We start from the raw sequence: 13,752 nt of genomic DNA on the forward strand, positions 1-13,752 counted from the left end.
AGCAGCCTTGCGCTGCTTTTCAAATCATTCATTGTAAACTCAGCGATAACGCCCTCGCCGTGCACCGCTCGCCTTACCGGCCATCGCCACCAAGGTCTTATGGGTATGGGCATGGCAAATAGCAACAGCCAGAGCATCGGCAGCATCGGCCTGCGGCTTACCTGGCAGTTTCAACACGCTGCACACCATATGCTGTACTTGTGATTTATCGGCACCACCGTTTCCCACCACAGCCTGCTTAATCAAACGGGCCGCATATTCATGAACTGGCAGCCCGACATTCACCGCGGCAACAATGGCACTGCCGCGCGCCTGCCCCAACTTGATCGCCGAGCTGGCATTTTTGCCCATGAACACTTCTTCGATTGCAAAAACGTCCGGCTGAAACTGGGTAATAACTTCTGATACTCCGGCGTAAATCTGTCTCAAGCGACCGGGAATAGCAGCCTCCGAGGTACGGATGCACCCACTTCCCAAATACTCAAGGTTGCGCCCAACCTGGCGGATCACCCCGTAGCCCGTAATTCTGGAGCCAGGGTCAATCCCTAAAATAATCGACATAGATGAACCGTTGCACCTGATTAAATATACAGTTGTTTATTCTATGGTGGATAGCCGCCATACTGCAAACCTTTCGCAACCAGACGCTGACAAAGCACTCAACATCGTCTGTTGATGAAAAAACGCGGGCAAGCCCGCGTTATCCTCTCTTTGGTTCACAAAACGGAGGGATCCCTCAATCCTCAGCTTCCGCCTGTTTGCTTTGTGCAATCAACGGCTCAAGCACTACGGTCAACTGCTCGAGAGCGTCTTCATCCTGCAACACCGGACGAATAAAGGTATTAAGGTACTCGTCAGGCTGCGACATAATAAAATCAGCCCCCCAGCGCACCAACGCTTCCTTTAATGCCATCACTAACTGGACATTTCCAACTAATTTTGCCGTCTCGATATCTTCGATCTTAGTCGACCAACGGGAGTCTGGATAACACATAAAACTCGCCAGGTGGTTGGCAAACACATCACAGGCAACATCATCATAACCACGCTCTTTATACAGCCGCACCAGCAGCGCGCCTGCAAAACGATCGCTGTATGAACCATCGCGGAATTTACCCAGCGCATTGAACAAGGCGATAGCCGAGTCTTTTTCCTCAGGCGCATAGAGCAAGATTGCCACGGCAGACATCAATCCCACGCTAACCAGATCGGAATAGCTCAGCAACTTCCCCTCAGGCATCGAGCTGAAAATAGTGATCCTGTCGACAAAGTCCACCAGCTTATCCACCAACTCGGGATGGCTCAGCGCAGCATGGGCAAAGATAAACTCTGACACCGCCTGCTCTTTGCCCGACAACCGGACATTGAGTGACGATAAGTCGCTGCGCACTTTCTCGGCCCACGCAATATCCAGCTGATTATTCAGCATCCGCTTGCTCAGCAGGTCACCTCGGTGGACAAATCGCAGCTTAAGCAATTTATTTCTGGCAGTCCCCTGCAGGCAGAATTCCCGGGTGGATTTCACGTCACCCAGCAATTCACCGTTAAGATAATCCAAGGCCTGCTCTAGCGAGGCCTTGTCGTTGACATCAACATCAATATTAAAAACCGCTTTGTGCGATGCCAAGTAGCGCATCAACCGAATGATCATGCCTCTACCTCCTTTTCGGCGTGGAAATCATGCAGCATCGGCGATGCCACCGGGCCATGGCGAAGTATAATCCGGCTCATGTCATGAAATACCTCGAACTCTTCCGCAATTGTCCAGCTGGCAAGGTAAGTCTCGCCTTTCTGGGCCAAGAAATGGTATCGCTTATAGCGCGCATTACCGTCGTCGGCACAGACCCATTTCTGGCCTGTCGCCCACTGCTCTACCGTCACGCGGTAAACCGCATCAGGAGATTCATCACTAATGACAAAGCGAAAACCATACAGAATCCCAGCTTCAGGTTTCACTACCGAGGTTTGTTCAAGCAGCACCAACTCACGGGCTTCAGCCAAATGGCGCTGAGTCAAATCAAACCCTTCCGGTGGCTGGTAGATACCGTGGTCAATCATCTCGACCCGCAGCACCTTGCACTCCTCGAAATTCTTGTCTTTTGGATAGATCTCTATCGTGTCGCTAAACAACACGTTTCCACTGTTTGCGTCCGCCAGTTCAAATACCCACTTGCCCTCGATATAGCCATTACTGTCATCACCACGAATGGTCAGATCGACAATCGACCCATCAGACACATTGATCGATCGGGCAAGCTCGAAAGGCTTAAACAACAAATCATCATTACTCGGCACCTCATCAGCCCGGTAAATCCTTGATTTCAAGGCAACTACCGCCTGTTCACCACCGCAATCCACACGCAAGTGGTAACCAATACTGCAATAGTCATAATTGACAGCCGCTTTTTTGTTCGCCACGTGCGTGTCACCAAAGAAGCTGCCGTATTTGACCGCCTCAACACTGCAATCAACCGCTTTATAACACTCAAGATCTATCACCTGTCGGCTAAACAACAAGGTTTCATCCAGGCTATACACCTCGAACACATAACGTCCGGGCACCCGCTGCTCAGCAGTGAACGGGTCGGTAATCTGCAGCGGGCGATTACGCTTGCCTATCACCTGCCATTCCGTTTGAGTCGTGCCATCAATCATTGGGTGAGTCAGTTTGACCACGAAACCAAATACTCGCCCCATCCCATCGCAATTGACATCGAAGCTACAGCCGAGTGCGCGAGAACTCTCAGCGATACCTTGCGGACGCACAAATCGACCACCCTCACTCTGACAGCCATAGCTAACCAGTTTGAGCTCGATACCATGCTCCTTGGTACTGAAGCTCCCTTCCCGACGCTTCACCTTAGGGCCAAAAGGCTTATCCCATACGGTGGCATTCTGAAATTCCGGAGCAACCAGAGGGTCACGCTCTAGACCGAGCATCTCGCCGATATCATAGAAATTCACACTGTAATCGACGAAGCTATAGAGAATGCCTTTCTCGTGATCGACAAAGCTCTGGTACAGACTCGGCCCTTCCTCGCAGTAAATAGTACCGAGACGGCGGGCTGTCTCCAGCTCATAGAGCTCTTTTTCTGTTTCGGAAAAAAGATGGGCAATCACAAACTTATCATCACCGACGAACTCGTAGCGGCTGACAAACTCATCACCCGGCAAGGTCAGCAATACCTGGCCCAGATCAATATCGATAAGCTGCTGCTTATAGATGATCCGGCTGCCATCATGGTTGATTGCAAATTCATCGCTCCCCAAATGGAACTGACTCGGCACGGTCAAACTTTCAGCTACCCCCGTGCGCAGGTCGATCCGGGTAAAGATATCACCACGATCGCGGCTTCCCCCCTGACACATCAGGGCAACCGAACCATCACCGCTCATCCTAAGCGCGGCGCGCTCATTCACTTCAAAACGACACAGCTCCTTGCCCTTTTCAAGATCAATCACCACAATCATATTCTTGTGGTCAACCACCAGTTCAAGCACGTCAGGATTGATCTCGCTATCGGAATCAATCTCATTTCCTACCCCCATCAGCAGGACTCGCCCATCATCGGATAGCTGGGAATCTATACAACGTTCGAAGGCATTCGCCCTAAGGGTATAAACCGGTGCGGTCTGACCAAAGTGCCACGCTTCCACCAGCCCTTTTTGCATATTGAAAGTGACGAAATGCGCTGGACTTTCCGGGGTTGGCCTTGCCGCGAAAATCGCTTGGTAAAGGCTGTCCTCCTCAAACGGACGGAACGAAACCGGCGTCATTTTTGCTAGGTCATAAATATAAACATTATCGTCTTCCTGCCCCAGCAAGTATTCGTTGCCCTCATAAGTCACACAGCAGAATTCATTGATATTATGAAGGGCAAAGAGCGGCTCAGTCTGGCGCTTGCGCTCACTCTCATCGCGGGACTCACGGCATGACTTGTAGCCATAGCATGGTTCAAAGGCAGGTTCTAAATGCCCGGCAAGGATCCCGCGCATATTTTTGCCAACCCTGACCTTGAGCTTGTAAATTTCTGCACACAAGGCCTCAAGATTGTCCTGGTTAACCTCTCCGCCAATCATTTGCACCGCTAAATGATGGAAAAAGTCCTCTTCAAAGAAATGGATTGCCCCATCTTCGCTGTGATAGCCACCCCATCCCTCCTCTTTTTCTTCCAGATCCTCAGCTAAATCCAGCAAATCCTCGACAAAGGATTCATCGCTGCGCAGCTCGTCAAGCGAAGAATAACTTTCGCTGGAATGACATACCTGAGCGCTACGGATTGCGTCCGTTGCACAAATCAACAACAGCTCTTCGATAAATTCCGGACTTTTAACCTGCTCGGAAAACCAAGGCGTAAACGGCGGGCACTCCTTATCATTACCGCTCAGACGATACCCTGTTGCCGGATAAAAATACTTCAGGTACGTTGACTGAGGATGGGCTTCCAACAGGTAGGATACCGTCGCGTTCTCGGGCAGATGGTTATACCAACGGTATGTCAGGCTATAGCTATCAACGAAGTCTGCTATGTAGCGATCGCTGTGTTCCAGCAACGCCTGATAGGGTGCCTCGAATAACAATTCCTGATCAGAGATATAGCGCAGATCTGATTCACTGCCGAGGTTCATATTACGCTCGTCGATCAGCTTGATAAGCTGCTCGACCATCGGCCGCAGTTCATCATCGGCCACCGCGCAACGAAACAGGCCCAAACGGCGTTCATGCTGCCACTGGTGGTAAAAATAACTCGGTGTATATTTGCTTTCCCGCGACTTGAAATAATGCGCTTCGTTTCGTCCGGCAAACTGCCCCGCCTCATCAAAAGCCAGATCGAAAAAGGTATAGACAATCTCGCGCTTGGTCGCTTTACCGATCTTCCAAGTGTCGACATCACTAATCAGCTTTTGCAATGCAAGGCGGATACTATTGCGATCTTGCGAATGATACTCGACCTTGTGGATGCTATTACGCCCATAATGCTGCTCGAGGAAATTCAAAAAGTTATCGCAAATCGGCTCAAGAACCGGATCCTGCTTAATCAGCTCGCACAGCAAGTCATAATATTTTTTGACCTGCTTGTAAGAGCGACACATTGCCGAGGCAAAGTCCCACAAGTCCGCCGTTGACGATCCCTCACCGATCCCATGGAGGCATTTATGAAGCTGGTAGAGTGTTTTGAAATTCTCGGGCAGGTATTCTGGGCTCTCCTGCAACTCATAGAGGCAGGCTTTGATCTTTACGGTGTAATCGGTCATTTTGATAGTGGGCCAGTTAAAGAAGTCTAAATATACAACTCTGTTTTATAAGGATTTTCAAACTAACACAGTATTTGACAAAAGCAACAATAAGCAGGTATTTCGGAAGGCGGTATATAACAGAAGCAAAAAGATAATGGATGCAAGGTGATAGATAAAAGATGAACGCTGAGAAATAGATGGGGAGAGGTAATATACGAAACGAAAAAAACGGGTGCGTTAGCCACACCCGTGGTCGATCTACAGGGTTGCCGCCACCTCATCGGACATATCGCCGTTGTGGTAGACCTCCTGCACATCATCGAGATCATCAAGCGCATCGATCAGGCGCATCAGCTTCGGTGCCGTTGTCGCGTCCAGTTCCGCCTTGGTCGATGGTACCAGAGTCACTTCGGCATTGGCGGCTTCGAAACCGGCGGCGTCCAGCGCATCCTTCACCGCACCAAACTCCTCTGGCGCCGTGTAGACATCGATAGAACCATCATCATTGGTTTCGACATCATCCGCACCGCCTTCAAGCGCCGCTTCCATTACCGCGTCTTCATCAAGACCCGGCGCATAAGAAATAACGCCTTTCTTGTCGAACAGGTAGCTCACACTACCGTCGGTACCCAAGTTGCCACCAGCCTTGGAAAATGCATGGCGAACACCCGATACGGTACGGTTGCGGTTGTCGGTCATGCACTCGACCATCACTGCCGTACCGGCTGGACCATAACCTTCATAGATCACGGTCTCCATGTTCTCTTCGCCTTCGCCGCCAGCCCCTCGGCTCACAGCGCGGTTAACCGTATCGCGCGTCATGTTATTCGACAGCGCCTTGTCAATCGCGGCACGCAGACGCGGGTTGTTCTCCGGCTCGGCCCCGCCTTCTTTGGCTGCAACCACGATTTCACGGATCAGCTTGGTGAAGATTTTACCGCGCTTGGCATCCTGGGCTGCTTTACGGTGTTTGATATTGGCGAATTTACTATGACCTGCCATATTTCACTCCTCTGCCAGCGGCCGACACACCGCTGAGTTTGTTACATGTAGTTTTGGGGTATACAAACAAATAAGGCCAGAATAATCTGGCCTTATTGTTAACGATTCAGTCTGACTTACGCGTCGGCTTCTTCGTTTTTCTTCGCCGCAGCGGTAACTGCAATCGCAAGCTCCTCAAGCGCAGCCGGGTTGGCAAGGCTTGGAGCATCAGTCAACAGACACGCTGCTGCTGTTGTTTTAGGGAATGCGATAACGTCACGGATGTTCTCGGTACCACATAGCAGCATCACCAAACGGTCAAGACCAAATGCAAGGCCTGCGTGTGGTGGCGTACCGTACTTCAGCGCTTCAAGCAGGAAGCCAAACTTCAGTTTCTGCTCGTCAGCATCGATACCTAGGATATCGAATACCGCTGATTGCATTTCTGAGTTGTGGATACGCACAGAACCACCGCCCACTTCGTAGCCGTTTAGAACCATATCGTAAGCGTTTGAGTTTGCTGATGCTGGGTTAGCTTTCAGCTCTTCCGCAGTCATGCCCAGTGGAGACGTGAATGGGTGGTGCATCGCGTGCAGGTTGCCCTCTTCGTCTTCTTCGAACATTGGGAAGTCAACAACCCATAGCGGTGCCCACTTGGCAGTATCTGTCAGACCAAGATCTGTACCTAGCTTCAGACGCAGTGCGCCCATTGCCTCGGTAACCACTTTCTTGCTGTCAGCACCGAATAGGATGATATCGCCAGATTCTGCGCCAGTACGGTCCAAGATGCCGTTAACCACGTCTTCGTTAAGGAACTTAGCAACTGGAGACTGGATACCTTCCAGACCCGCAGCGCGGTCGTTAACCTTCAGCCATGCCAGGCCTTTCGCACCGTAGATGCCAACAAACTTAGTGTAGTCATCGATCTGCTTGCGAGACAGCTCAGCACCACCCGGTACGCGGATAACCGCAACACGACCTTTCGGATCGTTAGCTGGGCCAGAGAATACTTTGAACTCAACATCTTTCAGAAGATCAGCGACATCAACCATCTCCAGCGGGTTACGCAGGTCTGGCTTGTCTGAACCGAAACGGCGCATTGCCTCTTCGAATGTCATTGTTGGGAATACACCCAGATCCACGTTTAGCAGCTCTTGCCACATATCGCGAACCATCTTCTCGGTCACTTCACGTACCTGATCAGCACTCATGAACGAGGTTTCGATATCGATTTGGGTAAATTCAGGCTGACGGTCAGCACGCAAGTCTTCATCGCGGAAACACTTAACGATCTGGTAGTAGCGATCGAAGCCAGACATCATCAGCAACTGCTTGAATAGCTGAGGTGACTGAGGCAGTGCATAGAAGTTACCCTTGTGAACACGGCTCGGTACTAGGTAGTCACGAGCACCTTCTGGCGTCGCTTTGGTCAGTACTGGCGTTTCGATATCCAAAAAGCCGTTGTCATCAAGGAAACGACGAACGAAGCTCGATGCCTTTGCACGCAGCTTGATACGGTCGCTCATCTCTGGGCGACGAAGATCCAGGTAACGGTGCTTCAGGCGCTGCTCTTCAGAGTTGTTCTGGTTGAAATCCAGCGGCAGCGGCGCTGCACGGTTGATGATTTCCAGACCGGTCGCCAGTACTTCTACTTCGCCTGTTGCCATGTCTTTGTTAACTTGGCTGTCAGGACGAACACGTACTTCACCAGTCAGTTTGATACAGAATTCGTTACGCAGCTGGTTGGCAACCTCGAATACGTCTTTCATATCCGGATCAACCACAACCTGAACCACACCTTCACGGTCACGCATATCGATGAAGATAAGACCGCCCAAATCACGGCGGCGATTTACCCAGCCGCAAAGTTCTACAGTTTGCCCTTCGAGGGCTTTGTTCAGGTGACCACAATATTGGGTGCGCATATGAAATTCCCGATCTGTTTACTAACTATTCCTGGGCACACAACCTTCGACGATAGCGCACGATTGTGTACCGGCTGAATCCTTCCCGGCCAAGTAGGCCAAACATCACCCAGTTTGGTGACGGCCCCTACCGAGAGAGAAAAATAACACGCTATTATATACCCAACAGCCCGCAAGATGCATGTTTGACACGCACTTTATCGCGATAATCCGCTCCAGAATGCTACCCGGAAGAGAATAAACCTTGTGAAACGGTACCGGAGGATATAGAGCACTCCTGCCACTGTAGAAAATAAAGTGCCCTAAGATCAAGCGATAAAACAAGGTTTGTCCCATTGACCTCCCCCTCATGTGCTGTTCACAATACGAAATGAGTGCCGTCGCAGGCCAAGGAGATATCATGCCACAACCCCAGAGCCCTTCCCCATCAGGACGCAAATTACCCCAAGCCGGATGCCAGCTCAGGCTTGGATTGGCGATGTGGTCGCATGCGCCGTGGCAGCAGAGCCTCTATGGCCGAGGCTGCAAAAGCGGGGATCGGCTTGCCCGCTATGCCGAAACATTCAATACCGTAGAGGGCAATACCACCTTCTATGCCACCCCGAGCCTGCAGACCGTAAAAAACTGGCACGCGGCAACAACCGATGATTTCCGCTTTACCTTCAAGCTGCCGCAAACCATCACCCATCAACACCAGCTCAGGCACTGCAATGCCCTGCTGGCTGATTTTATTTCCACCTTGGAGCCACTGTGTGGCCGCACCGGACTGTGGAAAATCCAGCTCCCGGCGCAGTTTGGCCCCGATGGACTACCGGCTCTTGCCGCTTTCCTAACAAAGTTCCCCGCGCATTTCCCGCTTGGGGTCGAAGTTCGCCACCCGGCTTTTTTTGCCAAAGGCCATGAAGAACAGCAGCTCAACCGCCTGCTGGCCGAACGGGGCGCCAACCGGATCATCATGGATAGCCGCCCGGTATTCTCGGCCGCCCCAACAACCGACGCCGTCATCGAAGCGCACCGCAACAAGCCCAGAGTGCCTGTCCACGCCGTTTGTACCGCCGCTAACCCGATGGTCCGCTTTATTGGCCATCCCGATCTCGCAGCCAACGATGCCTTCTTTGCCAACTGGCTACAACGGCTACCTGCGTGGCTGGAGCAAGGCAAAGAACCCTACTTGTTCATTCACACCCCTGACAATAATCTCGGCCCTGAATTGGCCATGCGCCTCTACCGCCAACTGCAGGCTGCCTGCCCGCTGCCGCTCGCCGACATCACGCTGCCGCAATCCGAGCCAGACCCGCAGTTCAAGCTGCTTTGAACCCGTTGCAATTTATTGCCACGACAAAAATGGATAAAGACAAATGGCCGCAGATTCTCTACAATACGCGACCTTTCAAGCAGGTGACGGAACACCTGGGGCAACGGATATAACGGCTCGATCCGCTACCGTGCCTTCCCATTTTGGATCCTGTTCTTTGACTAATTTAAGAGGTTCGTGAGAATGGCCGGTCACGACAATATTTTTGCGGCTCCGATTGATAAAATCGGCGACTTTACCTTCGACGAGCGCGTTGCGGAAGTGTTCCCTGACATGATCCAGCGCTCAGTACCGGGTTACAGCAATATCATTTCGGCAATTGGTATGCTGGCCGAGCGCTTTGCCAAACCGCATTCAAAAATCTACGACCTAGGCTGCTCTCTCGGCGCGGCAACCCTGTCTATGCGTCGCCACATCCAGCAAGAAGGCTGTGAGATCATCGCCGTGGACAACTCCAGCGCGATGGTTGAACGCTGTCGACTGCATGTTAACGCCTACCGCTCTGACACCCCCGTGCAAGTTATCGAAGCCGATATCCGCGAAATCGACCTGCACGATGCATCTGTCGTGGTTTTGAACTTTACCCTCCAGTTTCTGGCACCGGCAGACCGCCAAACCCTACTGGAAAAAATCTACGCAGGCCTGCGCCCGGGCGGGATTCTGATCTTGTCAGAGAAATACATCTTCGACGATGAGCAAGCACACGAGCTACTTATCGATCTCCACCACGATTTCAAGCGAGCCAATGGCTACAGCGAACTGGAAATCAGCCAAAAGCGCAGTGCCATTGAAAACGTTATGCGCCCAGACAGCATCGACACCCACCGCCAGCGCCTGGCCGATATCGGCTTCAGCAGCAGCGAGGTCTGGTTCCAGTGCTTCAATTTCGGCTCTATGTTCGCGATAAAATAAGGTCACCTGTCCGTTATGTTTAGTTTTACCGACTTCTACAAGATCCTTGCCCAGCATGACACCCTGCGTCCTTGGCTCAACACCCTGCCGCAGCAGATGAGCGACTGGGAAGAAAAAGCCCACGGCGATATGGGTCGCTGGATCCGTGCCCTGAATAAATTCCCGACCGACAAGCCAGACAACATCGACCTCAAAACATCGGTGACCGTCAGCAACAACGGCGGCATTGCCGAAGGCGAACAAAAACGCCTCGAGAGCCTGCTGCGACTACTGCATCCTTGGCGCAAGGGGCCATTTACCGTACACGGCATTCATATTGATACCGAATGGCGCTCGGACTGGAAATGGGACCGCGTGCTGCCGCATATCTCACCACTGAAAAACCGCACCGTACTGGATGTAGGCTGCGGCAACGGCTACCACATGTGGCGTATGCTGGGCGAAGAGGCCAAAATGGTTGTCGGTATCGACCCGTCTAACCTGTTCCTGATCCAGTTCGAGGCGATCAAGCGCCTGATGGGCAACGACGAGCGCGCTTTCTTGCTACCTTTAGGCATCGAGCAACTCCCTGAGCTACGCGCTTTCGACACCGTATTCAGCATGGGTGTGCTCTACCACCGTCGCTCGCCGCTCGACCACCTGATCCAACTCAAGAACCAGCTACGCAAAGACGGCGAGCTGATCCTAGAGACCTTGGTTATCGACGGTGACGAAAATGCCGTATTGGTACCCACCCACCGCTACGCCCAGATGCACAACGTCTACTTCTTCCCGTCTGCCAAGGCGCTGAAAGTATGGCTGGAAAAATGCGGCTTCGTTGATGTCAAAATCGTTGACGAAAATGTCACTACCACCGGTGAACAACGTTCAACAGAGTGGATGACCAACAACTCGCTACCCGAATACCTTGATCCGAACGACCCAAGCAAGACGGTCGAAGGATACCCTGCACCTAAACGTGCCGTGCTTATTGCGCGCAATCCTGACTAACTGTTGACAAGGGATGCTGTTCGCATCCCTTTTTGTCAGTTAAAATACTGCCGCTTAAAGAAAAAGAAGTACTGAACTAGGAGATACAATGCTTCGCCGCTGTGTGCCATTACTCACCCTTGCTATTCTTTCCGGTTGTTCCCTGACCCAGCCAGCCCAGCCCAATGACACGACGATGGCGGCTATCAACACCATGGAAAACCGCGTCAATTTTCAGCTAGCCACCATGATCAAGTTGATTGATGACCAAAATGGCCAAATTACCCAGCTTGAAAAGCAGCTTGCAACCGTCTCTACGGAAATGGGCCAGCTAAACCGACTCACAAAAGACAGCCTCGCCAACCAAGCCGATAAAGACGCATCGATTGCCGCAGCCCCGGTAATGGCCAACGACGATGTCCGTACTGCGCACGGCAAGGTCATTCTTGGTGAAGAGGAGTGGGTGTGGCTCGATTCCATTAAGGCCTTCTTCAAAGCCCGTGTCGATACGGGCGCGACAACCTCTTCCCTCAGCGCCACCGATGTCCAGATTTTCGAGCGTGACGGCAAAGAATGGGCCCGTTTTTATCTCAACCATACGACTTACGAACGACCAGAAGATGCCGATGTCATCGAAGCGCCAGTCGTACGTTGGGTGAAGATTCGCCAAGCCAATAGTGAAGAAGCCGAACGCCGCCCAGTCATCGAAGCGTGGATAAAATTGGGGCAGCTTCATGAAAAAGCACAATTTACGTTGGCAGATCGCACTCAAATGACCTATCCAGTATTATTAGGCCGTGAGTTTTTCAAAGACATAGCACTTGTTGATGTAGGCAAGAAATTTGTTCAAGGAATGAACGAACAGCAAGTACAAAACAAATAATAACACGTTGATGGGGATGTCATGACATCAAGAATACCGTTCTATTTTCTCATTACCCTGCTGCTCATTGCCGGTACTGCACTTAGTCTGTATCGCCATGATGTCTACGGGGTGCCATGGACACCGGGCGAAGAACGCGCCCTGTGGGAACTGGAAGCCCGCATCGAATTTGATGCCATCGGCGATCCGGTCAAAGTTTCAATGGCGGCACCTGAAACCCAGCAGGGTTTTACCCAAATTGACGAGAGCACCTCTTCGCCAGGCTACGGCGTCGCATTGATTGACACCAACAAAGGCCGCCGGGCTGAATGGTCTATTCGCGAAGCCACCGGCAAGCAGATCCTGTATTACAAAACCCAGATGCTGGTTGATGAGCAGGCCTCCTACAACACAGTACCGCCTAAAGGCGACACCCCGGCAGTGAGTTTGGATAACCCACAGCAAACTGCTGCCGATGCCCTGCTAGCCCAAGCCCGCAGCCTTTCTTCGGACAATACCACCCTTACCCGCGAGCTAATCAAGCAGTTCAATGACCGCAATAACCAAAACTCCGCCCTGCTGTTAAACAGCCTCAGCCGAGAAAAAGCGATCATCAACCTGCTGTCACTGGAGAAAATCCATGCCCGCATCGTAGGCGGCCTCCAGCTTGAAGACGGTCGCCGACGCCAGAGCATCACCTCGATGGTAGAGGTATGGGACGGCGGTAAATGGGAGCTGTTCAACCTGCAGACAGGCCAAGAAGGCAAGCCTGACAACATCCTGCTATGGAACCAACAGGGCCACTCGCTACTGGATGTCGTTGGCGGCCGCAACTCGACCATCAGCTTCTCGATCATTGCCCAGGATATCACCCCGCAACAGGCAACCCGCGAGAAGGTTCAGGCCGAAGATCTGCTGAACTTCTCGATCCACAGCCTGCCTGTCGAAGAGCAGGCCATGTTCAAGACCATCATGCTGATCCCTATCGGGGCATTGGTTGTGGTCTTCCTGCGGATCATCATCGGCCTGAAAACCTCCGGTACCTTCATGCCGGTTCTGATCGCGGTGGCATTCGTCCAGACCCAGTTGGTAACGGGTATTATCGGCTTCCTGCTGATTGTCGGCACCGGCCTGATCATTCGAAGTTACCTGTCGAAACTCAACCTGTTGCTGGTCGCGCGAATATCGGCGGTGATCATCACGGTTATCATGATTATCTCCGTCTTCACCGTGGTTGCCTTTAAGATCGGCTTGGTGGAAGGCCTGTCTATCACCTTCTTCCCAATGATTATCCTCTCGTGGACAATCGAGCGTATGTCGATCCTATGGGAAGAGGAAGGCGCGAAAGAAGTACTGATCCAGGGCGGCGGCTCGCTGCTGACTGCGGTATTGGTTTATCTTGCCATGACTAACCCACTGGTTCGTCACCTGACCTTCAACTTCATCGGCATCCAGCTGATTGTTCTGGCCGTTATCCTGATGCTGGGTAACTACACCGGTTACCGCCTGAGCGAGCTACGCCGCTTCAAGCCACTGGTGGAGGACTAAGT

Annotated in this window: 10 protein-coding genes; 5 read left to right on the forward strand and 5 right to left on the reverse strand. The window is 52.0% G+C overall.

Going from position 1 to position 13,752, the window contains the following annotated elements; all coding sequences use genetic code 11:
• Positions 1–39 precede the first annotated feature (39 nt).
• The 5 genes from ruvC to aspS form a co-directional block, all read right to left on the reverse strand.
• Positions 40–561, reverse strand: coding sequence for a crossover junction endodeoxyribonuclease RuvC (gene ruvC, locus ABT56_RS02640; protein WP_047877273.1), 522 nt, complete (start codon positions 559–561; stop codon positions 40–42).
• A gap of 175 nt (positions 562–736) precedes the next feature.
• The gene (locus ABT56_RS02645; RefSeq protein WP_047877274.1) at positions 737–1,651 is read right to left on the reverse strand and encodes a hypothetical protein; all 915 of its coding nucleotides are present in this window, start codon (positions 1,649–1,651) and stop codon (positions 737–739) included.
• Complete coding sequence (locus tag ABT56_RS02650; protein ID WP_047877275.1) at positions 1,648–5,256, reverse strand: hypothetical protein; 3,609 nt, start codon at positions 5,254–5,256, stop codon at positions 1,648–1,650. Before ABT56_RS02650 ends, ABT56_RS02645 begins: the two co-directional genes overlap by 4 nt.
• A 240-nt stretch (positions 5,257–5,496) precedes the next feature.
• Positions 5,497–6,240, reverse strand: coding sequence for a YebC/PmpR family DNA-binding transcriptional regulator (locus tag ABT56_RS02655; RefSeq protein WP_047877276.1), 744 nt, complete (start codon positions 6,238–6,240; stop codon positions 5,497–5,499).
• A gap of 116 nt (positions 6,241–6,356) precedes the next feature.
• Positions 6,357–8,144 carry an aspartate--tRNA ligase gene (gene aspS, locus ABT56_RS02660; protein ID WP_047877277.1) on the reverse strand — a complete coding sequence of 596 codons (1,788 nt, stop codon included), beginning with the start codon at positions 8,142–8,144 and terminating at the stop codon, positions 6,357–6,359.
• 478 nt (positions 8,145–8,622) lie between these two features.
• Between aspS and ABT56_RS02665 the strand changes: the two genes are divergently transcribed.
• The 5 genes from ABT56_RS02665 to ABT56_RS02685 all read left to right on the forward strand — a co-directional run bounded on the left by ABT56_RS02665 (position 8,623) and on the right by ABT56_RS02685 (position 13,750).
• A complete protein-coding gene (locus tag ABT56_RS02665; protein WP_047877278.1) occupies positions 8,623–9,459 on the forward strand; it encodes a DUF72 domain-containing protein in 837 nt (278 codons plus the stop codon).
• A gap of 183 nt (positions 9,460–9,642) precedes the next feature.
• Positions 9,643–10,371 (forward strand): carboxy-S-adenosyl-L-methionine synthase CmoA, encoded by a 729-nt coding sequence (cmoA, locus tag ABT56_RS02670; RefSeq protein WP_047877279.1) that lies wholly within the window; start codon positions 9,643–9,645, stop codon positions 10,369–10,371.
• A 15-nt stretch (positions 10,372–10,386) separates the two neighbouring features.
• Positions 10,387–11,361 (forward strand): tRNA 5-methoxyuridine(34)/uridine 5-oxyacetic acid(34) synthase CmoB, encoded by a 975-nt coding sequence (cmoB, locus tag ABT56_RS02675; RefSeq protein WP_047877280.1) that lies wholly within the window; start codon positions 10,387–10,389, stop codon positions 11,359–11,361.
• An 88-nt stretch (positions 11,362–11,449) separates the two neighbouring features.
• Positions 11,450–12,223 (forward strand): ATP-dependent zinc protease family protein, encoded by a 774-nt coding sequence (locus tag ABT56_RS02680; protein WP_047877281.1) that lies wholly within the window; start codon positions 11,450–11,452, stop codon positions 12,221–12,223.
• Between the two features lie 21 nt (positions 12,224–12,244).
• Entirely contained in the window at positions 12,245–13,750 is a 1,506-nt protein-coding gene (locus tag ABT56_RS02685; RefSeq protein WP_047877282.1) for an inactive transglutaminase family protein, read from the forward strand.
• The last annotated feature ends 2 nt before the right edge of the window (positions 13,751–13,752 follow it).

It is taken from the genome of Photobacterium aquae (genome assembly GCF_001029445.1).
Taxonomy (GTDB): domain Bacteria; phylum Pseudomonadota; class Gammaproteobacteria; order Enterobacterales; family Vibrionaceae; genus Photobacterium; species Photobacterium aquae.

What these genes read in the sequence shown, in the direction of transcription:
- ruvC (WP_047877273.1), bottom strand. Translation starts at nt 561, where the DNA reads ATGTCGATTATTTTAGGGATTGACCCTGGCTCCAGAATTACGGGCTAC.
- ABT56_RS02645 (WP_047877274.1), bottom strand. Translation starts at nt 1,651, where the DNA reads ATGATCATTCGGTTGATGCGCTACTTGGCATCGCACAAAGCGGTTTTT.
- ABT56_RS02650 (WP_047877275.1), bottom strand. Translation starts at nt 5,256, where the DNA reads ATGACCGATTACACCGTAAAGATCAAAGCCTGCCTCTATGAGTTGCAG.
- ABT56_RS02655 (WP_047877276.1), bottom strand. Translation starts at nt 6,240, where the DNA reads ATGGCAGGTCATAGTAAATTCGCCAATATCAAACACCGTAAAGCAGCC.
- aspS (WP_047877277.1), bottom strand. Translation starts at nt 8,144, where the DNA reads ATGCGCACCCAATATTGTGGTCACCTGAACAAAGCCCTCGAAGGGCAA.
- ABT56_RS02665 (WP_047877278.1), top strand. Translation starts at nt 8,623, where the DNA reads ATGTGGTCGCATGCGCCGTGGCAGCAGAGCCTCTATGGCCGAGGCTGC.
- cmoA (WP_047877279.1), top strand. Translation starts at nt 9,643, where the DNA reads ATGGCCGGTCACGACAATATTTTTGCGGCTCCGATTGATAAAATCGGC.
- cmoB (WP_047877280.1), top strand. Translation starts at nt 10,387, where the DNA reads ATGTTTAGTTTTACCGACTTCTACAAGATCCTTGCCCAGCATGACACC.
- ABT56_RS02680 (WP_047877281.1), top strand. Translation starts at nt 11,450, where the DNA reads ATGCTTCGCCGCTGTGTGCCATTACTCACCCTTGCTATTCTTTCCGGT.
- ABT56_RS02685 (WP_047877282.1), top strand. Translation starts at nt 12,245, where the DNA reads ATGACATCAAGAATACCGTTCTATTTTCTCATTACCCTGCTGCTCATT.